At 61.0% G+C, this 20,590-nt stretch carries 19 protein-coding genes, 1 tRNA gene and 2 pseudogenes; 12 read left to right on the plus strand and 10 right to left on the minus strand.

All coding sequences use genetic code 11. The annotated features are described in order from the left end of the window. Nucleotides 1–29: 29 nt before the first annotated feature. Nucleotides 30–102, plus strand: a tRNA-Ala gene (locus RIN13_RS03095). Between the two features lie 44 nt (nt 103–146). On the opposite strand, the gene RIN13_RS03100 is transcribed toward RIN13_RS03095, so the two are convergent. The 4 genes from RIN13_RS03100 to RIN13_RS03115 all read right to left on the minus strand — a co-directional run bounded on the left by RIN13_RS03100 (nt 147) and on the right by RIN13_RS03115 (nt 2,685). Continuing rightward, entirely contained in the window at nt 147–449 is a 303-nt protein-coding gene (locus RIN13_RS03100) for a DUF4193 domain-containing protein (RefSeq protein WP_309105874.1), read from the minus strand. 117 nt (nt 450–566) lie between these two features. Next, nucleotides 567–1,028: a hypothetical protein gene (locus RIN13_RS03105; protein WP_309105875.1), complete on the minus strand. Its 462-nt coding sequence runs from the start codon at nt 1,026–1,028 to the stop codon at nt 567–569. A 6-nt stretch (nt 1,029–1,034) separates the two neighbouring features. After that, entirely contained in the window at nt 1,035–2,030 is a 996-nt protein-coding gene (gene corA / locus RIN13_RS03110) for a magnesium/cobalt transporter CorA (RefSeq protein WP_309105876.1), read from the minus strand. 85 nt (nt 2,031–2,115) lie between these two features. After that, nucleotides 2,116–2,685: an Lrp/AsnC family transcriptional regulator gene (locus RIN13_RS03115; protein WP_309105877.1), complete on the minus strand. Its 570-nt coding sequence runs from the start codon at nt 2,683–2,685 to the stop codon at nt 2,116–2,118. A 156-nt stretch (nt 2,686–2,841) separates the two neighbouring features. On the opposite strand from RIN13_RS03115, the pseudogene RIN13_RS03120 reads away from it, so the two are divergent. Beyond that, nucleotides 2,842–4,056 (plus strand): annotated as a pseudogene (locus RIN13_RS03120) (MFS transporter); the annotation flags it as partial. On the opposite strand, the gene RIN13_RS03125 reads toward RIN13_RS03120, so the two are convergent. Continuing rightward, on the minus strand, nt 4,054–4,560 hold the full coding sequence (locus tag RIN13_RS03125; protein WP_309105878.1) for an Lrp/AsnC family transcriptional regulator: 507 nt from the start codon (nt 4,558–4,560) through the stop codon (nt 4,054–4,056). The pseudogene RIN13_RS03120 and the gene RIN13_RS03125 overlap by 3 nt on opposite strands. Nucleotides 4,561–4,710: 150 nt before the next feature. Here RIN13_RS03125 and RIN13_RS03130 point away from each other — a divergent pair, with 150 nt between their 5' ends. Beyond that, entirely contained in the window at nt 4,711–5,856 is a 1,146-nt protein-coding gene (locus RIN13_RS03130) for a PLP-dependent transferase (protein WP_309105963.1), read from the plus strand. Nucleotides 5,857–6,059: 203 nt separating this feature from the next. Next, entirely contained in the window at nt 6,060–6,938 is an 879-nt protein-coding gene (locus tag RIN13_RS03135; protein WP_309105964.1) for a BadF/BadG/BcrA/BcrD ATPase family protein, read from the plus strand. 14 nt (nt 6,939–6,952) lie between these two features. On the opposite strand, the gene RIN13_RS03140 is transcribed toward RIN13_RS03135, so the two are convergent. Further along, entirely contained in the window at nt 6,953–8,008 is a 1,056-nt protein-coding gene (locus tag RIN13_RS03140; RefSeq protein ID WP_309105879.1) for a pirin family protein, read from the minus strand. Between the two features lie 390 nt (nt 8,009–8,398). Here RIN13_RS03140 and rsgA point away from each other — a divergent pair, with 390 nt between their 5' ends. The 4 genes from rsgA (at nt 8,399) to RIN13_RS03160 (ending at nt 12,849) form a co-directional block, all read left to right on the plus strand. Next, nucleotides 8,399–9,508 carry a ribosome small subunit-dependent GTPase A gene (rsgA, locus tag RIN13_RS03145; protein ID WP_309105965.1) on the plus strand — a complete coding sequence of 370 codons (1,110 nt, stop codon included), beginning with the start codon at nt 8,399–8,401 and terminating at the stop codon, nt 9,506–9,508. A gap of 135 nt (nt 9,509–9,643) precedes the next feature. Beyond that, nucleotides 9,644–10,603, plus strand: a complete 960-nt coding sequence (locus RIN13_RS03150; RefSeq protein ID WP_309105880.1) for an ABC transporter substrate-binding protein — start codon at nt 9,644–9,646, stop codon at nt 10,601–10,603. Between the two features lie 63 nt (nt 10,604–10,666). Continuing rightward, nucleotides 10,667–11,887 (plus strand): pyridoxal phosphate-dependent aminotransferase, encoded by a 1,221-nt coding sequence (locus RIN13_RS03155; RefSeq protein WP_309105881.1) that lies wholly within the window; start codon nt 10,667–10,669, stop codon nt 11,885–11,887. Nucleotides 11,888–11,994: 107 nt separating this feature from the next. After that, the gene (locus tag RIN13_RS03160) at nt 11,995–12,849 is read left to right on the plus strand and encodes a polyphosphate kinase 2 family protein (protein WP_309105882.1); all 855 of its coding nucleotides are present in this window, start codon (nt 11,995–11,997) and stop codon (nt 12,847–12,849) included. Between the two features lie 12 nt (nt 12,850–12,861). Here RIN13_RS03160 and RIN13_RS03165 read toward each other — a convergent pair whose 3' ends face one another. After that, the gene (locus RIN13_RS03165) at nt 12,862–13,089 is read right to left on the minus strand and encodes an exodeoxyribonuclease VII small subunit (RefSeq protein ID WP_309105883.1); all 228 of its coding nucleotides are present in this window, start codon (nt 13,087–13,089) and stop codon (nt 12,862–12,864) included. Nucleotides 13,090–13,175: 86 nt separating this feature from the next. Then, complete coding sequence (xseA, locus tag RIN13_RS03170) at nt 13,176–14,474, minus strand: exodeoxyribonuclease VII large subunit (protein ID WP_309105884.1); 1,299 nt, start codon at nt 14,472–14,474, stop codon at nt 13,176–13,178. A gap of 218 nt (nt 14,475–14,692) precedes the next feature. On the opposite strand from xseA, the gene RIN13_RS03175 reads away from it, so the two are divergent. Together RIN13_RS03175 and RIN13_RS03180 are read left to right on the plus strand one after the other, a co-directional pair. Then, entirely contained in the window at nt 14,693–15,535 is an 843-nt protein-coding gene (locus RIN13_RS03175) for a hypothetical protein (RefSeq protein WP_309105885.1), read from the plus strand. A gap of 58 nt (nt 15,536–15,593) precedes the next feature. Continuing rightward, entirely contained in the window at nt 15,594–16,673 is a 1,080-nt protein-coding gene (locus RIN13_RS03180) for a 4-hydroxy-3-methylbut-2-enyl diphosphate reductase (protein WP_309105886.1), read from the plus strand. On the opposite strand, the gene RIN13_RS03185 is transcribed toward RIN13_RS03180, so the two are convergent. Next, nucleotides 16,670–17,893 carry a DNA recombination protein RmuC gene (locus RIN13_RS03185; protein ID WP_309105887.1) on the minus strand — a complete coding sequence of 408 codons (1,224 nt, stop codon included), beginning with the start codon at nt 17,891–17,893 and terminating at the stop codon, nt 16,670–16,672. The two genes, RIN13_RS03180 and RIN13_RS03185, sit on opposite strands and share 4 nt — an antisense overlap. 120 nt (nt 17,894–18,013) lie before the next feature. Here RIN13_RS03185 and ychF point away from each other — a divergent pair, with 120 nt between their 5' ends. After that, nucleotides 18,014–19,099, plus strand: coding sequence for a redox-regulated ATPase YchF (gene ychF / locus RIN13_RS03190; protein ID WP_309105888.1), 1,086 nt, complete (start codon nt 18,014–18,016; stop codon nt 19,097–19,099). A 225-nt stretch (nt 19,100–19,324) separates the two neighbouring features. On the opposite strand, the gene RIN13_RS03195 is transcribed toward ychF, so the two are convergent. Beyond that, entirely contained in the window at nt 19,325–19,924 is a 600-nt protein-coding gene (locus RIN13_RS03195) for an alpha/beta hydrolase (RefSeq protein WP_309105889.1), read from the minus strand. Between the two features lie 85 nt (nt 19,925–20,009). Here RIN13_RS03195 and RIN13_RS03200 point away from each other — a divergent pair. Beyond that, a pseudogene (locus tag RIN13_RS03200) lies at nt 20,010–20,590 on the plus strand (peptide synthetase); the annotation flags it as partial.

Genomic DNA, 20,590 nt, shown 5'->3' on the forward strand with positions numbered 1-20,590 from the left:
CTGGATCCGACTTAAAGATGTTCTTGTCGGGGGCTATAGCTCAGTTGGTAGAGCGCTTCGTTCGCATCGAAGAGGTCAGGGGTTCGAATCCCCTTAGCTCCACGTTTGCAGGGCCCGTTGGGGCCCTGCCTGGAGTGTGGAAGGTCTCAGCCTTCGCAGTCGACGCAGTAGGCGTGTCCGCCCTTTTCGCGGGCGATCTGTGAACGGTGCCGAACAAGGAAGCATGAGTAGCACGTGAATTCATCCGCCTTCTGCGGAACTACCTCAATGCTCAGTTCCTCACCGGACAAATCGGCACCCGGAAGTTCAACGCCGTCTACCGTGTCCGTCTCGTCAAGTTCCCGCACGACGCTCCGTGCATCCGGAGAATTCGCAGACTTGAGCGCCTCGAGTGATGCGTTCCGCGTCTCCGCGACGTCTGATCGGATTTCGTCGTAGTCCGTTGCCACCTGATATGTCCTTTTGCTTCGCCTAAACCTGTCGGGATAGAACGGTACATCATGAATGCAAGTACTGCCTGTTCGTTGCCTGCATCCAGACCTCCTTGTGAACCTCCCAGGCGTTCCTCAGGACCCGTGGACACCTTCATTTGGCAGAACTTCTGAGGATTCAACCACTTCAAGGGCGGAAAACGGGTTGTCCGACCCCACAGGCAGTGGGCTGGCTGAGACAAGAAACACGGTGACGTCGCAGCGCTCCAGGACGGCAGCGACGTCAACAAAACGCTTCGCCACGGGGCTGGACCCGCTGAATATCTCCGGTGCATGGGCGTCCAGGACCCACGTCCGAAATGTGGCCGCCAGGTCAGTCAGTTCCGGCAAAGGGACGTTCTGCTCCAGCAGTTCACCGAGGCTTATCCACAGGACTCCGCCCTCGGCGTGCTTAAGAACGGTGTGCCCATGTGCCTGTCTTTGCGAGGGCGAAGGTCGGAAGAGCCCGAAAGCACCCAATTGGCGCGCCGTACCGGGGATGATGATGCGTCCCCCGCGAAAACCCTGGTTCCACTCGGAATTCACTGTCCTGGTCATTCCGCGCTACAGCCAGCCCTTCTTCTTGAAAATGACGTACATGAGTCCCGCCATGCCCGCCATCAATGCCAGGGACATCGGGTAGCCGAACGCCCAGTGAAGCTCCGGCATGAAGTCGAAGTTCATGCCGTAAACGCCCGCTACGAAGGACGGGGCGAAGAAAATGGCCGCCCAGGAGGAAATCTTCTTAACCTGTTCGTTCTGTTCTGCACTGGCCTCGTTTTGCCGGTTGGCTGTCAGTGTGCCATCAAGGGTCAAGGCATTCTGCAACAGGTCACGGAAGGAATCTGCGCGGGAAATCAGCCGTTCCACGTGGTCCTCAACGTCCCTGAGGCTGTGCTGGAGTTCCGTCTCCACTTCGTATTTATCGAACCCGCGCTTGAGGAGTTGCATCATGCCAGGCAGCGGATGGATGGCACGTTGGAATTGGATGACCTCGCGAGCCAGTTCATAGATCCGTCGGGAGACATGGGAATCGCCGCTGAAAAGCTGGTCCTCGATCTCGTCGATATCGTTTTCCAGCCCGGCCACCACTGGAACGTAGTCATCAACTACCTGGTCCATGAGGGCGTAAAGGACGGCCTCCGGCCCGTGAGCGAGCAGTTCCGGCTTGCTTTCGAGCCTGCGCCGGACACGGGCAACCCCACCGGTTTCAGCGTGGCGCACGGTGACCACGAAGTTTCGCCCGGTAAAGATGTGCAGCTCGCCGAATTCCACCGTTTCGGATTCGTCGATGTATCTGGCGGGCCGCAACACAGTGAAGAGGTTGTCACCGTACCGTTCAAGCTTGGGGCGCTGGTGGGCGGAGATCGCATCTTCGACGGCGAGTTCATGGAGCCCAAACTCTTCCGCCACTTCTGCCATTTCGGTTTCAGTGGGGCGGTATAGACCTATCCATGCCATTCCGCCATGCTCGTTGAGCGTCTCAAAAGTCTGCTCAAGGGTGTGGGGTTGTGAGCTGCGCACCCCGTCCACGTAGACGGCATTGTCGATGATCGTCACGAAAAATACATCCCGTCACCCAGCCATGAGGAGACCTTCGGGGGCTCGTATGCAGCCAGGTGGTTGGGAAACGGGAGCGCCATTCTCATGTGGAAATCCTATTCCCCTCTTGGGACGGGGCTGTCCCCGCCGAGGTTTTGCCCCGAGTCTGTTGCCGGGCAAGCGTATCGCCCTGGGCAAGGCGGCTGATCAACGGTTCAGTCCGGTACGGAATGTGCGTGTGCAGAGCCAGGACAGTCTCGGTGCGGATCACCCCCTTGATCCTAAGAACCGACCGGAGGGCCGATTGGAGATTGTGGGTGTCAGTGGCAACCACCCTGCACCAGACGTCTCCCCGGCCTGAGATCTCATGGACTTCCAGCACTTGGGGCAGGAGGCGCAAGGCGCCTACGACGCCGTCGAGTTCGCGGTGTGTCACTTCGATCGTGACAAAGGCGACGACGTCGTATCCCACCGCCTCAAGATCGATTTCACGACCGCCGTCGTGAAGGACGCCGGAGCGGAGCATTCGCCGCACCCGGGACTGGGCCGTGTTGCGGGCGATCCCCAGCAGTTCGCTGAGTTCGCCGATCTGGATCCGCGGGTCCCGGATCAGTTCCAGAAGGATCTTCAGATCCGTGGGATCTAATTGGTTCAAATCGTCACTCCGGCTCATCACTATGGTCAGGCATTGACAGTTTTGATCAAGTCTTACACCTTTCTCAGTCCCACAAGTCATTCACGAGCGAAGATATAGCCATCAGTACTGCCCGGAGCGCTGCCGGTCCCACAAGGATCCGGTGTGGTCCGGAGAATCGGGAAAGGCATGGCAATGACTGTCTTCGGCGAACTCCGTATGTCCTCCGCCGCCGTCAGCCCCAGGGGATGGGATGCTTCCACCACGGCCCGCCTGGTCCTGGCGGGAATGGTGATCTTTACACTGCTGGTCGGAGCGAACCTCGCAACGCCGCTGTACCCCCTCTACCAGGCTCAGCTCGGCCTGACGTCCCTGGATATCACCATTGCTTTCTCCGCCTACGTCCTGGTGTTGGTGGCCACGCTGGTGCTTGCCGGCCACTGGTCGGACCACATTGGCAGGCGCGCCGCGTTGCTGCTGGCAGTATTCGTGGGGCTGATGGGCGGTCTGGTCTTCGCGACCGCCGGCGATCTTGTCGCGCTTGCGGCTGGCAGGGCACTCCAAGGCATGGCAGTGGCACTCGCCACCGGCGCAAGTGCTGCTGCACTTCGCGAACTTTTGCCCTTGCGACCGGACTGGGCGTCCCGGTTCACACTGTTGGCCTCAGCCGGAGGGGTGGCTGCCGGTCCTGTGATTGGGGGAGTGCTTTCGCTCCTCCCAGGGCCCACTTCCACGCCTTTCGCCATTCATTCCGTCATCCTCGGCGGGCTGCTGGTGCCTCTGTACTGCCTGAAGGCGCGGCCTGCCGTCCGGCCCGTGAAGGGCGCATGGCCCATCAAGGCGCTGGCACCCCGGCGTCCATCAGTCACCCAGGAAGCGCGTGGGGCGTTCTGGCTCGCGGCCGCTGTTGGCTTCCTCAGTTTCGCGGTGTTTGGATTCTGTTTATCCCTGGCCCCCGGGTACTTCGCCGGGATAGTCCACGTGGACTCGAGGCCTTTGATCGGTGTACTGGCAGGATTGACGCTGGGTTCATCAGCACTGAGTCAGTTACTTGCAGTCCGTGGGCGTTATGTGGTTCCGGTGGGTCTTCTCGTCCTGGCAGTTTCGGTTGCCCTGATCGCCGTCGCGGCCGCTTGGACCAGCCCATGGTTGCTGGTCCTGGCAAGCATAGGCGCAGGCTTCGGCCAAGGCCTTTCCTTCCGGGCCGCCTTCAACGACGTAGCTGGCAGGACCGAACCGTCCCGGCATGCGCAGGTCGTCAGCGCGGTCTACGTCATCACGTACCTGGGCAGCGCGGTGCCGGTGATCGGTTTGGGACTTGCGACGGCGGCATGGGGCCTTCCGGCATCCGTCAAGGTGTTTGTGCTGCTTTGCGCGTTGTGCGCCGTCATTTTGGCGGTGGTCAGCCTACTCCGGCAGCGGACCGTGGTTGCCCTGGATGTGCTCGAACACCAGGGTGGTTTCGGTGTGGCCAACGACGGGGTCGGTGGCCAGGTTGTCCAGCACCCAGTCCCTGAGGTCCTCGGTCGTGGCGACGGCGATATGCAGCAGGTAGTCGACCGACCCTGAAGTGTGAAAGGTCGACAGTACGGCCGGGAGATGAGGTACGCGGGCAGTAAACCTGTCAATCTGGTCACGATCGTGCGCGCGGAGCCGCACTGCGACAAGTGCCTGAACAGATCGGCCGATTGCCGAGAGGCTTAGTTTCGCCTCATACCCCTGCACTATCCCCCGCTCGGACAGGGCACGGGTCCGCATCAGGGCAGTTGAAGGGGCAATCCCCACCAGCTCAGCGAGTTGCTTGTTGGAAATCCTCGCGTCTTCCACCAGAGCGGCAAGAAGTTTCTCGTCAATGGCGTCCAACGGCTCGCTGCTCAACGATCCGGGCCGAATATTCTTCGCGTTACTGGCCACAAGTCCTCCTCAGGGTGTGCTGCGTTCATCATAAGCCGCTTTTTTCAACCATAGGATTCAGTCGCTCTGGGCAACCCCGAATAAATGCCAGATACTTTCGAGATTCGATGACGAATATTCATAAGGAGCACGGTGCTTTCATTCGATTCAATGGCTGTACATGCCGGGCGTGACGGGTTGACGGAACAGGGCGTGCACGCGGTCCCCATAGATTTCTCTACTACTGCGCCGCTGCCTTCAGTTGTGGAAGGCGGAATGGCCTACGAACATCTTGCAACCGGTGGTGCCCATCTCAAGGAGCAGAGTACGGTCTACCAGCGGCTATGGAACCCGACTGTGGCGCGGTTTGAAGATGGGCTTGCTGCCTTGGAGAACGCCCCTGAGGCTGTTGCGTTTGCCACGGGTATGGCGGCCCTCTCGGCAGTGCTGCTTGCTGTGGTTTCGACTGGCAAAAAACACGTTGTCGCAGTCCGGCCGCTGTACGGCGGAAGCGATCACCTGCTCGCCCAAGGAATCCTGGGAACGGAGGTTACCTTCGTACCTGTTCAGCAAATCAGGTCTGCCCTTCGTCCGGACACTGGCCTGGTGATCGTAGAGACCCCTGCAAATCCAAGCTTGGCGCTGGTGGACATTGCTGCGTTGGCCGCCGCCGCTGATGGTGTGCCACTGCTGGTGGACAACACTTTCGCCAGCCCCGTGCTTCAGCAGCCGCTCAGGCACGGCGCAGCCCTGGTTCTGCACAGTGCCACGAAGTTCCTGGGCGGCCACGGAGATGCCATGGGTGGTGTGGTGGCAACCTCGCCCGGGTGGGCCGCCAAGCTCCGCGCCGTCAGGGCCGTCACCGGAGGTATCCTCACTCCATGGCCCGCCTACCTGCTCCACCGGGGACTTGCCACTTTGCCCATCCGGGTTCGGGCGCAACAAGCCACGGCATCTAAAGTGGCATCGGCGCTCGCCGGGCACGGTCTGGTCATAAGGGTCCTGTATCCGGGTTTGCATGAGTGCGATCCCTTGGGGCTGGTGGGCACTCAGATGTCCGGTCCGGGCTCCTTGATGGCTTTTGAGGTCAGCAGCCCTGAGCATGCCCAACGAATTCCTTCGGCAGTCAGCCTGATCACTCATGCAGTATCGTTGGGCGGGATTGACACGCTCATCCAACATCCTGCAGGCCTGACACACAGACCGGTGAGCGGTGAAGCCAGGCCATCACCAAACCTGCTTCGGCTCTCGGTAGGGCTTGAGGGTGCCAGCGACGTGGTAGCTGACCTCGTTCAGGCCATCGAACGCACCCACTGAGCACGGACTGGAAAGAGCCGTTGGGTGGGAGTCGGACGCTCGGCAGGAGGGGCGGCAGAAATGTTGCGGCCTTTATGGCCCTGATTGCAGGCTGGCCGCCGGCGGTTAAGTAGTCTGTTCAGGTGAACAGTGCTGACAGCTTCCCAGAATCGAATTCCGTTGATGCGGACCGCCTCCCTGCCGGGAGAGTTGCCGGCAGTGTCATCGGTCTGGACATTGGAGGAACCAAGACCCATGGGGTCCGCTTCCTCGACGGTGAAGCCGTTGCAGACGAGGTTGTGGGGAGCTCCAACGTCCAGAACGTCAGCCGTGAAGAAGCGGCTCGGAACCTCGCTGAACTGTTTGCCAGAATAGGCGGCGGTTCCATCGCGCACGTGTATGCGGGGGCCGGAGGCATAGACACCGACGACGACGCCGCCGCGCTCGCCTCACTGATCTCACCCCACGTCCCCGGCGCGCGGATCACCGTTGTCCATGATTCACGGCTGCTCCTGGCTGCCGGGAGTGCCAGCACCGGCGTGGCCGTCATCGGTGGCACAGGGTCGGCGGCCTGGGGCCGGAACGAGGCCGGCAAAGAAGCCAGGGCGGGTGGCTGGGGATACCTGCTGGGCGACGAAGGCAGCGGCTATTGGCTTGGCCGGGAGGCTGTCCGTTACAGCCTCCGGCGAATGAACCAGGGCTTTGAACCCGATGAGCTCACCATCGCACTGCTGGAATCCTGCACCGTTGATCACCCCAACAAGCTGATTGCACTCTTCCATTCGGCCGAGACAGGGCGGCGATATTGGGCCCAGCGCGCCCGCCTCGTCGTGGAGGCAGCGGAGAGCGGCCACGCCACCAGCCTTGCTTTTCTGGTACAGGCAGGCAGTGACCTGGCGGATCTGGCCGTGGAAACGCTGCGGCAGCTCGACGTCGACGGCCCCGTAATTCTTGGAGGCGGGCTTGGCATGAACGTTTCCTGGATCCAGGATTCCTTCCGGAAACACCTGGCCTCAGAAGGTATCAACGATGTGCGCGTCCTGGACCGGGAGCCTGTATTCGGGGTTCTTCAGCTTCTTGCGGAGCAGCGTCCAGAGGGCTGATCCTGCCGCCCCGATCAGGAACGTGTTCGCGGCCTGAGCCGCACACCAGGCAAGGGCGGGGCGGGTATGCGGCCGGCTTCGGCACCGGCCTCTGGCCCATGCCCCCTCACCACTCCGAACCGGCCGGCTTCAACTGAGTTCTCCCCAAGGCCGGCCTGTGCCTCCCAATCCTCACGGGCCAACGCCACGTCCTCGTGGGTCCGCCCAACGAAGTTCCACCACATCAGCAGCTCTTCCTGGAAGGGTTCGCCGCCCAGCAGGATGAAGCGGGTACCCGCAGCAGCGTCCAGGTCAAGGAAATCCCGTCTTGTCCCGAGATAGCACAGGGGACCAGGCGTCACATGCTGATCCTCAAGAACCACGCTGCCGTCGAGAACCAGGACGGCATGCTCAAACTCTGGATTCAGTGGCAACCGGACAGGTCCCTGGGCTGTGACGTCCGCTCCTATGATGGGCGAATACATGGTCGCCGGCGACGTTGATCCGGCGAAAGTTCCCACCATGACCGTTGCCACGTAGCCCTTTCCCTCAATCGTTGGCAACTCCCGGTGCTGCTCGAACGCGGGCACCCTGTCCCTCTCGCTGTCCGGCAAGGCAACCCAGAACTGGAGTCCCCGCTGCAGCGGAAGCTCCGGGCCGCCGTCGGGCATTTCCTCCTGGACCGTTGCAGGGGAGGGCTGCGGCAGCACGGCGAATTCTGAGTGGGAGATGCCGTGGCCGGCCGTCATGATGTTCAGTTCACCGGGCCGGACGATAACGTCGCTCCCCACGCTGTCGCGGTGGCGGATGGTGCCGATGAGTGGCCACGTGACCGTTTGAAGGCCCGTGTGCGGATGGGGCAGAACGGACATTGCCACGCGGTCCGGGCCGAAGCTGTCGAGGAAGCACCAGGCTCCCACTGTTGGCAGGCCTCGCTGGGGGAGAGTGCGCTGGACATTCATGGCGCGCACACCTCCCAGCGGAACTTCGCGGGCGGGCCACAACTGCAGGCACGGGCCGGCTCCCAAACCCTCACCAATGTCTGCAGGCGGACATATTTGTTCCCGTGGGCTGACTTCAAGATTGGTCACCTCCCCACTGTAGAACCGAATGCAGTGTCGGTGCATGGCAACGGCAGCGAAAGTCAGCCGATCCTGGAGCCCGTGGGCGTGTCCCGCCGTGGCTATGGCCAGCAGCGGCAGAGTTCGATAACCTGTCAGAGTTGCCGGTTGGCCGGCGGCCATATTCAGGGACATACTGCGAAAGCAAAAGGGGGAGGTGGAAGTGATGACTGTCATAGTTCTGCGCGCCTCGCGCCTCAATCACACCAACCTTCCTTCCCCGCTTGATCGCACTTCCTAGCGGCTCAGAGACGCTTCTGCGCCCTGGCGGGGCCCATCAAAGGCTTCCCATTGAAAAAAACCAACAGCCTTTCATCGGCTGAACCTTCTCTCGAAACACGCTCAAACAACGGATCTGAGCTGGCCGGTCCCGTTCACTACGGATTCACCCAGGACAGGGCAGCGTATTTCGCCGCACATCCGCACGCCGACGGAACGATGCCCGGGAGGGTGGTGCGGATGGACCGCAACCGTGTGCTGGTGGCTGCCGCGGACCAGTTCCTCCACGTCCCCTACCCGCTCCATGGCTCCATTCCTGCAACGGGGGACTGGGTCTGGCTGGGGATGAACGCCTCAGCCGAACCGGTCATCGCAAGTGTCCTCCCGCGCTACTCGGAACTGAGCCGAAAGCGTGCATTTGCAGCATCATCTGATCTCCAGGTCCTCGGAGCCAACATCGATATCGTCGGTGTGGTGGTTCCGGTTGACCGGCCGCTCACGCACAACAGGATCGAGCGGACCCTCGTAGCGGCGTGGGATTCAGGTGCCACTCCGCTCGTCATCGTTACCAAGGCGGATCTGGCCAACATAGCGGACGACGTCGTTGGGCAGGTCATGCTTCAAGCAGCCGGTGTGGATGTGGTGACCACATCAGCAGAACAGCACGACGGGTTGGAGGAACTCTCAGGCCGTTTGCCCGCCGGAAGCACCCTGGTGCTGTTGGGGCCTTCGGGAGCGGGAAAATCGACGCTGATCAACGCCCTGGTCGGATACCAGGCACAAGACACCGGGGACGTCCGCACGGGCGACGGCAAGGGCAGGCACACCACCACTGCGAGGGAACTCGTCCCGCTGCCTGGCGGCGCGGTGCTCATGGACACGCCCGGAGTTCGAGGCTTCGAACTTTTCGACGCCGAGGGCGGAATGGGCGAGATGTTCGGCGACCTTGAGGAATTCATGGAGGCCTGCCGGTTTTCTGATTGTGCCCACGACCGGGAGCCAGGATGCGCTGTGCAGGCTGCGCTGGACGACGGAACCCTGGATAACCGTCGCTGGGCCAACTACCTGAAGCTTCAGCGCGAGCTTGCTGCCCTGACCAGGCGCCACGATGCTGCGGCGCACAGGGCTTACCAGCGGGAATGGCACCAGAAAGTGGTGGCAGCGGGCAAAAGTCAGCGGTCAGCTGAACGGTATGGCTATGAAAAGTCAGTGGAGCGGGAAGGCAAATCCCGAAAGTCCGGAAGGAAGTGACGGCCGGGATGGGTCCTGATTCTCATCAGGATCCATCCAGCTGCTTATGATCGTCTTGCCTGACCGCGGCCAGCAGGCCGTAGTTGATCGCGCAGCCTCCCCATCCCCGGAGCCTGTTGTCCAAGGAGGTACAGATTGAACGATTTACGACGTCACATAATAGGACGCCGTGCTGTGGGTGGCTGGGCCGCAGGTTTGGGCCTGGCCCTGGCCATGAGTGCCTGTACGGGCGGGTCGGATCCGCTGAGCACAGTGCCTGCGACCAGCACTTCCGCCTCCGCCGGTGAACCAATTGTGATCGGTGCGGCAGACTTCATCGAAAGCCAGGTCATCGCCGAAGTGTACGCAGGTGCTCTCAACGCCGCGGGGGTCGCAGCCAGCACCAAGCCCAATATCGGGTCACGGGAGGTCTACTTCAAGGCGGTCCAGGCCGGCTCCGTCGACATCGTGCCGGACTACAGCGGCGATCTCCTGCTGCTGATCGACAAGGAGGCCACCGAAGTTTCCGCCGATGAGATTCTCCGGGCGCTGCCTGGCAAACTGCCGAATGGCCTTGGAGTGCTCGATGCTTCCAAAGCCGAGAAGAAGGATGCCATGGTGGTGACCAAGGCGACGGCGGAGAAGTACCAGCTGAAGTCCCTCGCGGACCTTGCCAAGGCATGCAGCGAACTGGTGGTGGGCGCTCCGGCCACCTTTGCGGAGCGCGACTATGGCCTTCCCGGCCTCAAAAAGAACTATGACTGCGTCCCCAAAAAGCTGGAACCGTTCAGCGACCGCGGCGGCGCTGCCACCGTGAAGGCGCTGCTGGCGGACGAGGTGCAGGTTGCCGACATCTACACCACCACTCCTGCCATCGCCGACAACGATCTTGTGGTGCTGGAGGATCCGAAGAACAACTTCATCGCCCAGCAGGTACTTCCGCTCTACAACGAAGCCAAGATGACCGACAAGGCGAAGGAGACCCTGAACAATGTCTCCAGGACGCTGACTACCGAGGACCTGATCAACCTTAACCGGGCGGTCAGCGGCAACCAGAAGCAAGACCCCAAGGAAGCGGCACTGGCCTGGCTCAAGGACAAGGGCTTCACCAAGTGACGGGCTCCGGAGTGTGAGTCAACTCTCAGGGGATTAACATCCTCCATATGGCATATTTGATGGATGGCAGAATTCAAGCAGTCCACCAAGCTTCATAATGTCCTCTACGACATCCGTGGACCGATCCTCGAGGCCGCCCAACAGATGGAGGCGGAGGGCCACCGAATCCTTAAACTGAATATCGGGAACCCTGCACCCTTTGGATTCGAGGCGCCCGACGCCATTCTGGTGGACATGATTCGCCACCTTCCCCACGCTCAGGGGTACAGCGATTCCCGAGGTATATTTTCTGCCCGAACTGCCGTTTCCCAGTACTACCAAACCCGCGGCATCCAAAGCATTGACGTTGACGATATTTACCTGGGCAACGGCGTCAGCGAGCTCATCACCATGTCTCTCATGGCATTGCTCAACGATGGCGATGAAGTTCTCATCCCTACCCCGGACTACCCCCTTTGGACGGCTTCCGTTGCTTTGGCAAGCGGAAAGCCGGTGCACTACCTCTGCGACGAGGAATCCGGCTGGCAGCCTGACCTTGAGGATCTTGAGGCGAAAATCACTCCCCGGACCAAGGGGATCGTAGTGATCAATCCGAACAACCCCACTGGCGCCGTGTACCCGGAAACTACGCTTCGTAAGATCGTGGCGCTTGCTGAAAAGCACGGCCTGGTGGTGTTTGCGGACGAAATCTACGAAAAGATCCTGTACGAGGATGCCGTCCACGTGAATATGGCAGGTCTTACCGGAGATGCCGTTCTCTGCCTCACTTTCAGCGGACTTTCCAAGGCTTACCGTGTCTGCGGCTACCGTGCCGGATGGATGGCGATTTCCGGACCCAAAAAGACAGCGGCAGACTACCTCGAGGGAATCAACCTGTTGGCCAACATGCGCTTGTGCGCAAACGTGCCGGCACAGCATGCCATTCAGACAGCGCTGGGAGGCTATCAGAGTATCAACGACCTCATCCTTCCCGGCGGTCGACTCCTGGAGCAGCGGAACAAGGCCTACGATCTGCTGAACGCCATCCCCGGCGTGAGTACGCAACAGGCCCGCGGGGCGCTCTATCTCTTTCCTCGGCTCGACCCCGAGGTCTACCACATCCGGGACGATGAGAAGTTTGTCCTGGACCTGCTGCGGGAGCAAAAGATCCTCGTCTCCCATGGCCGGGCGTTCAACTGGGTGCGGCCGGACCACTTCCGGATGGTCACCCTTCCCAACGTGAAGGATATTGAAGAAGCAATTGGCCGTATGGGGGACTTCCTGAGCCGCTACCAAGGCAACTAGCCTGATCTCAACGGTTCACGCCCCGCATTCCTCGGAGGTGAACGTGCGGAATGTGCTTCACAGCAAGCGCAGCCGCCAGGATGCACGGCAGCGGAAAGAGGCTTCCCATGGCAGTTGTTGTGAAGTTCGGACAGAAACCCTCGCAAACGCTGGTGACGGCAAAAGGTTTCAAGCTGGTGGACGTTGACGCTGACTCCACACCCGGGTACGCCGGGGTCAAAGAGGATGGCAAGGCGCTTCTGAGAGACCTCGACGACGAACTGGCGGCCCTGCAGGAAATGCTTTTCGCAGCGGCCAAATTCGGCGGAACCAAGCGCATCCTGTTGATCCTGCAGGCCATGGACACAGCAGGCAAAGGGGGTATCGTCTCGCGCGTTATGGGGGCGATGAATCCGCAGGGCGTACAGCTGAAGGCCTTCAAGGCGCCCACTGACGAGGAGAAGTCCTACGATTTCCTCTGGCGGATTGAAAAGGAAGTACCAGCAGCTGGAATGGTGGGGGTCTTTGACCGATCGCACTACGAAGATGTCCTGATCCACCGTGTGTATGGCTGGGCTTCAAAGAAGGAGCTGGAACGCCGCTACATCGCCATCAACGAGTTCGAAGCGCGGTTGTCGGACTCCGGCACCCGGATCGTGAAGGTAATGCTCAACATCAGCCGGGATGAGCAGAAGAAGCGTTTGCTGGCCAGGCTGAACAATCCGGCAAAGCACTGGAAGTACAGCACCGGGGACCTGAAGGAACGTGCTTTCTGGGATGACTATATGGACGCCTATCAGGCGGCAATCGACGCCACGAATACTAAGATTGCGCCGTGGCATGTCATTCCTGCAAACAAGAAGTGGTATGCGCGGATAGCTGTCCAGCAGCTGCTCCTTGACGCGTTGAAGGAGCTGAAACTGAAGTGGCCGGAGGCTGACTTCGATGTGGAACAGGAAAAGGCGCTCGTCGAGAGGTCCTGAATACCGCTCTGGTCAGCTGTCCTGGACGTGGTCCCGCGCTGCTGCAAGCCTCTTACGTGCGCCTTCGAGCCACTCCTCACAACGCTTGGCCAACGCCTCGCCACGCTCCCAGAGGGCAAGCGATTCTTCGAGGCTGGCTCCTCCCGCCTCCAGCTTTCCCACAATTCCCACCAGTTGTTCCCGCGCTTCTTCATAACTGAGCGAATCAATGTCCGCCTGGTGATTCTGTGCCGCTGCCATAGTGGTGCTCCTTGCCGGGTTATCGGGTGTTTGCGACGTCCCAGATGGAGGGCGTCGGTACTGGTGATTGTCAATGCTTGGTGATGTCAGTGTTCGATGATTTCGGTGCCCCCGGTAGATACTGCAGTAAACCTGCCGCCCGCTACGCGGACAGACAGTGCTGCGTCCGCGGGAGCCTGGGAAGGATGACGCACAATTTGCCTGCGCCGCGTTTCCCCGGGCTCAAGGGCGTCGGCGTCCAGGGCAAGCTGGACCACGGCGTAGCCCCGGTCCAGGGTTTTCTGCGGTGACAGGGCCCGTACTTGCGCCGTGAGATGTACGAGCCCGTCCACTGCCCTCGCCAAGGCGACGTCGATGGACGAACCGGAACGGCTTCTCAACCTTTCGATATCTTCGTGTCGGCTGGTCAGCAGAACCTCCGGTGCCGCCAGAGCGGGGCGGCTGCGCAACGAGCCCAATCGCTCACTTTCCCTCTCCACGAGGCGGGTGACACAACTGCGAAGACGGTCCCTCGATTGCCTGACCCTGGACAGTTCCTCCGCAACATCCGGAACGATTCGCTTCGCCGCGTCCGTGGGAGTGGAAGCACGAAGATCAGCGACGTCGTCGAGGATAGGGCGGTCCGCTTCGTGGCCAATAGCGCTGACCACAGGAGTGGTGGCCCGTGACACGGCCCTGACAAGCTCCTCGCTGCTGAACGGCAGGAGGTCCTCCAAGGCTCCGCCACCCCGGGCGATAACAATGACGTCGACTTGAGGTGCCTCATCGAGTTCCTTCAGGGCCGCGATCATTTGCGGCACAGCGGTGTTCCCTTGGACGGCGACTTCCCGGATCTCGAACTCGACGGCGGGCCAGCGCAAGGCCGCATTCCGGAGGATATCTTTCTTGGCGTCCGAATCGCGGCCGGTGATGAGTCCGATCCTGTGGGGGAGGAGGGGGATCGGTTTCTTCCTGGCGTCGGCAAAGAGCCCTTCAGCGCCCAGCGCTTGTCGGAGTCTCTCGATCCTCGCCAGGAGATCCCCCAGGCCAACCGGACGGATATCTTTCACAGCCATATTGAGCCGGCCGGTTTTCACCCAGAATTCGGCCTTGAGCAGGGCAACCACACGTGATCCACGCTCCAGGGGTGCAGCCTGACGGTCCAGCAGTTTGGTCCAGACAGAAGCCGGAAGGGAGATTTCCGCATCGACATCCCGCAACGTCAGGAACGCGTTGGTCCCGCGGCGGTTGAGCTCAATAACCTGGCCCTCGACCCAGACCGACGGAGCCCGTTCAATGTGCGCTTTCAGCTTTTGGGACAGGAGTTGCAGCGGCCACGGATTCTCAGGACTCGTTTCCGCAGCCGTAGCAGGCACCGTCGTTGTGGTTGTGACGACTTCAGACACGCGGCAATCCATCGGTGGTACCTGATTGATGCATGGGCGGTGATCCTTTGAGCTGGGTATTTCGTACGGGGTGCTTCGCGGATGTTCAGGAAGGTGGTTCAGTTATCAATCACTCTATCCATAGCTCTATCATCACGGGCCGACATCCCTTGTCTGCTGAGGCTGTCAGGCCCGACGTTTAGGATGGCTGTATCCCAAACAACAAACCTAGGACTCTCTTGCGTACTTTTGTTTCCGCCATTGCCGTCATGGTCGGCTTACTGCTTGCGGCTGCGGCTGTTCCGGCGATGTGGGTTGATCAGAACATTCTTCAGGAGGACGGCTTTGTACGGTTAGCGTCTCCACTGGGCAAGGATCCGGAATTCCAGCGGCGTCTTGCGTCCGCTGCTGTAGCGAGTTTCAATCCGGCAGGGCAGATTCCGGATTTTATGGCTGAGGGCATGGCTCCTGTCCTGGAAGCCGCGGCAGGTTCCCTTACGGGTCTACCCGGCTATCCTGCGGCGTGGGAGGAGACCCTGCGGAAAAGCCACAGGCTCAGCTTCGCCGATCCTGGCAGCCTGCCACCAGAGGCTGCCGCCTCAACGTCCCTGACGCTTGATGTTGCCCCGCTGCTTGGCCTGCTCACACGCCAGCTATCGGAGACAACCGGAGTGCCGTTCAGCGCTCCAGATGAAACCCTGATCAGCATCGGTCAATCCGGCCACCGCGAACTGATTGCCAATCTGTCTGCGTATGCCCCCATGGGGTACGCGCTGGCCGTCGGCTCCGGGCTTGCCTTTGTCCTCGCGCTGGTGGCGGCCCGCCGTCGCTGGGTCATCCTCCTGGTGGCAGGGGTAGGGGGATTGTTTTTGGCAGCGCTCTGGAAACTTGGGTCAGACTTCGCATCCGCCGCGGTCTCCGCGATGCCCTCCGGGAACTCTGTCGCCGAAGTTTTCCAGCAGGAACTCGTCAACGCGACGGCTGCATCATTCGGGCAGTGGATCAACACGTCTTTCTGGGCCGGCGGATTCCTCCTGCTGGCGGGAATCGTGTTGACGATCTTTCAGGGACGACGGGCCTAGGATCCAGGCCGGAATTGGCGAAGCAGGGCACCGGCTATCGAGCCGGTAGCATTGAACAATGACCTCCACAGCTGTATCCGTTCCTATGCCAACAGTTCCGCGCAGGCGGCGAACGCCTGAGGAAGTACTGGCGGCGGTCCCTGTGCAAAACCCCAAAAAGGTCCTCCTGGCGGCTCCCCGCGGCTACTGCGCGGGGGTGGACCGCGCAGTTATTGCCGTGGAGAAGGCCCTGGAGCACTACGGCCCGCCGGTGTACGTCCGCAAACAGATTGTGCATAACGTGCACGTCGTCAGCTCCCTTGAAGAAAAGGGAGCCATCTTTGTTGACGAAACGGACGAAGTGCCCGAAGGTGCGCTGGTCATCTTTTCGGCACACGGAGTGTCCCCGGCGGTGGTCCAATCGGCCGAGGACCGCGGGCTTCGGACGATCGATGCCACCTGCCCCCTCGTCACCAAAGTCCACAAGGAAGCTGTGCGCTTTGCCAAGGATGATTTCGACATCCTCCTGATAGGCCACGACGGCCACGAGGAAGTGGAAGGCACGGCAGGGGAGGCGCCAGAGCACATCCAGATCATCAATGGTCCACATGAAGTGGACAAGGTGACGGTAAGGGACCCGGAGAAAGTGATCTGGTTGTCCCAAACAACCTTGAGTGTCGACGAAACCATGGAAACGGTCCGCCTGCTCAAGGAGCGTTTCCCTACACTTCAGGATCCCCCCAGTGACGACATCTGCTATGCGACGACCAACCGGCAGGTGGCCATCAAGAAGATCTCCCCTCAGGCCGATCTTGTCATAGTCGTTGGCTCTGCCAACTCGTCAAACTCCGTTCGCCTCGTCGAGGTGGCTCTGGAGTACGGCGCGAAGGCGTCCTACCGGGTCGATTTCGCCAACGAAGTGGACGAGACCTGGTTTGAGGGTGTTGCGACTGTCGGCGTTACTTCGGGAGCTTCCGTACCTGAAGTGCTTGTCAAGGATGTCCTCCGCCTCTTGGCTGACTACGGCTATGGAACCGTTGAGGAAGTAGTCACGGCTGAGGAAGACCTCCTCTTCTCGCTGCCCAAGGAGCTCCGCGCCACCCTCAAGCAGGCCGGCGACGTGACGAGGGCCTTGGGTGGACGCGGAGCCCGCTCCTAGGCCGCAGAATCCTCTTCGCGCAATTCGGCCTGCAGTTCGGGCGCCGCGATGGAACGGGGCGTAACCTCGACGGCCGGCGGCGTTACCAGTCCGCTGGCATCAAGGGCGTTCAGCTTTCTTGCCGTGGGCAGCACCCTTGCTTCCAGGGTGCCCACCAGCGAGTTGTAGCGATCCACTGACGTTTTCAAGGACGAGCCGAGCTTGGTGACGTTCTCTCCCAGCGTTCCCATGCGTTCGTAGAGCTGCTGACCGAGCTCAAACAACTCCCGTGCGCTGTCCGTTAGAACATCCTGGCGCCAGGTGAAGGCAACTGACTTCAGCACGGCCAACAAAGTACCCGGTGACGCCAGGACCACGTTCTTGTTCAGGGCGTAGTCCAGGAGCCCCGGGTCAGCTCCCAGGGCCGCGGCAAGAATGGATTCTGCCGGCAGGAAGCAGATCACCAGTTCCGGCGAGTTCCCCGGGATATCCCAGTACTTCTTATTGCTCAAGGAATCTACGTGCGCCTTGAGGGCCTTTGCATGCGCGGCCAGAAGCAGCTGCTGGGCATTTGCTCCGGACCCAGGCTGAGATCGGACGTCAGTGGTCAGGGACTCCTGAGCCTGGAGATAGGACGACAACGGCACCTTGGCATCGACAACCAGCTGCTTGTCACCCGGCAGCTGAACCACCAGGTCAGGGCGGACCGAATTGTCTGTTCCTGCACTGTGAAGCTGCTCGTGGAAGTCAACGTGGCGCAGCATCCCGGCGGCCTCGACAACACGCCGTAGTTGCACCTCGCCCCACTGGCCGCGTGCGCTGTTTGAGCGCAGGGCGGACTCCAGAGCATGCGTTGACCTCAAGAGCTGTTCATCGGAGAGCCGGGCCTCCTGCAATTGCTGGGCCAGCTGCCCGTACTGCTCCAGCCGGTCACGCTCAAGGAGCGACACCTGCTGCTGCACCGCAGAGAGCTTTTCGGCGACGGGACCCAAAGCCCGCAGTACGCTTCCGTCCTGGTTTCGTGACTCGCCCAGCTCCCGGTTTTGCGCCGCAAGTAGGCGGCGTTCGGCGTCGGCTGCCGCAAACTGTGCCGAGACCTCGGAAAGCCGGGCGGAGACGCCGTCGAAGTCCTGCTCCAGTGCCAAACTGCGGCGCCGGAACAATACAAAGGTGACAACCGCCCCGGAAAGGGCACCCAAGAGCAACATCAGAAGAGCGAGAATCAGTGCGAAAGCGTCCATGCCTTCACTGTGACATGGGCCTACGACAGTTTTAGGAACGGACGCACCAGACTGGCCCATATGGGTAGAGTTCCACGCCGCCCCACGGCTTTTACGCCGGTGCGGGTAGAATCTATGCTCGTGGCTCTTACTATTGGCATCGTCGGACTGCCCAACGTCGGCAAATCAACTCTTTTCAACGCACTGACCCGGAACCAGGTGCTGGCAGCGAACTATCCGTTCGCCACCATCGAACCGAACGTGGGCGTTGTGAACTTGCCTGACCCCAGGCTTCAGGAGCTCGCGAAGATCTTTGGATCCCAGCGGCTCCTGCCAGCGGCGGTCTCGTTCGTTGACATCGCCGGCATCGTCAAGGGCGCCTCCGAAGGTGAAGGACTGGGCAACCAGTTCCTCGCCAACATCCGTGAGGCAGAGGCCATCGCTCAGGTAGTCCGGGTCTTCGATGACCCCGACGTCATCCACGTTGACGGCAAGGTGGATCCCCGCTCGGATATGGAGACAATCAACACCGAGCTGATCCTCGCGGACCTGCAGACCATCGAGAAGGCCATTCCCCGGATCGAAAAAGAAGTCAAGATCAAAAAGCGGGACGCTGCCGAGCTCTCAGCCATCAAGGCTGCCCAGACCGTCCTGGAACGCGGTGACACCATCTTTTCCTCGATAAAGAGCGACAAACTGGAGATGGAGCACCTCAAAGAGCTTAGTCTTCTCACCGCCAAGCCTTTCATCTACGTCTTCAACTCGGACGAAGGAATCCTCGGCAGCCCCGAGAAACAGGCCGAACTGCGTGCATTGGTCGAACCGGCCGACTGCATCTTCCTTGACGCCAAGCTGGAGTCAGACCTCGTTGAACTGGACGAGGAAGAGGCCCGCGAAATGCTGGAAATGAACGGCCAGGACGAATCCGGCCTGGACCAGCTGGCCCGCGTGGGCTTCCACACCCTGGGGCTGCAGACCTACCTCACGGCCGGTCCGAAGGAAACCCGGGCCTGGACAATCCACCGGGGGGACACCGCGCCGCAGGCAGCAGGGGTCATCCACTCGGACTTCCAGCGCGGGTTCATCAAGGCTGAGGTTGTTTCCTTCCAGGACCTCATCGAGGCCGGATCCATGGCCGAGGCGAAGTCCCGCGGCAAGGTCCGTATCGAAGGCAAGGAATACGTCATGGCCGACGGCGACGTCGTGGAGTTCCGCTTCAACGTTTAGTCGAGTTCCGTTTCACCTGCGAGCAAGTAGTCGAGCGAATTGTCGATTAGCCCCAACGGGCGACGTCCTGGCTCAGAACTTGAGGCCAGGTTTCCACATCTCCTGGCGTGCGGGCGACCGTCAGCGTTGCTTGCGGGAGCAATGCAGCAAGGGATTCCGCGGTTGACAGGGGGTGGCCTGGATCGTCTACCCACGCCAAGATCGTCGTCGGTACGTCTATTCGTGCTACGGCTTCAGGAGCAGGCAGATCACTGAGTGCCGCGCCTCGGAACACCCACGGCAAGAGGGCGTCGGCGACGTCAGGCACCGTCTCCGGCGCACCGATTGTGGCCGGCGGCGGTGTTGCGCCGCGCGCCGTGGCGAGGAAAGGCTCGATACCAACAGACTCGATAAGCGCCGCAGAAACCCGGAGTTTGCGGCCTGTAAAGGTCGGGTTTCCCACGCGGTCGGTGGCACCATAAGGGTGAGCCCGGAAAAGCGGTCTGGCTCGCGGGAAGCGGCGTGCAAGAGTGTGCCGGTACCCATGGAGGGGCCAACTCCGTGGACACGTTCGCCTGGGAACCAGTGATCGAGCAGTCGCAGGAGGTCGTCGGCGAGGCTTTGCCATTGATAGTCCTCTGGGACCTTCCGCCCCGTCGACTCGCCATGGCCGCGCGCGTCGTACCGCAGCAGCCGGGTTCCGCTAAGCCCTCGTCCGAGGTCGAGGTTGAGCACCCGATCGTGTGCGCGGCTTGACGTAAGGCCATGCAATTGGACAACCGGGTGTCCACCTTCGTCGCTCAAAGCAACCGCAAGCTCGGCCCCGGGAACCTCGAAAGTGGGCATCAGGCTCCTCGTTTTTGTGAGTGACCGCGTCGCCTGGAGCGGCGGCGTTGAGCATTCAGGCTATCTGGGGCTATAGGATACTGCCATGCGTCTGACCAACGTCACGCACCTGCGCCTACCGTTCGGACGACTTTGGGGCTACGACGTCAGCGTGTCTGTGCTCGACGGGCGTCTTCCAGTGTCTTTTGACCAGCGGCTTCATGTGGGGGCAGGTGACCGCCCCGGCTCCTGGATGGCATTGTCTTTTCGGCTGCATACGTCAGCTAGTCGTGAATCTATTGCCGATGCCTGGCTGGCCGTCGTCGACCGTCATGGCACCCTGCGAACGGCCTTCGTACCAGGTGCCGATGGTGATCCGGAGCTTCACGAAATCCACATCGGTCCCGGAACCTGGGTGGAGCATCCGGTATGTCCTGGTCAGCCCGTCAACGACGCGGTGCGGGACATTCTCGATGCCGCTTGTTCGCCATACCAACAGCCCTCACACCGGCTGTGCGTATTGGAGACCGCTGCTGGACTCACTGTCGTAATTGCGGCGGACCACGCACACGTCGATATGTGGTCGATGCTGATAATCGCGCGCGACCTGCTGGCCGCGCTCGGTACCGGGAGAGCGGGCCATGAACCTTTCCCCGAACCAGCGCCGGCATTTGTTGAACACACGCA

This window comes from Arthrobacter sp. (assembly GCF_031179985.1).
In the GTDB taxonomy this organism is placed as follows: domain Bacteria; phylum Actinomycetota; class Actinomycetes; order Actinomycetales; family Micrococcaceae; genus Arthrobacter.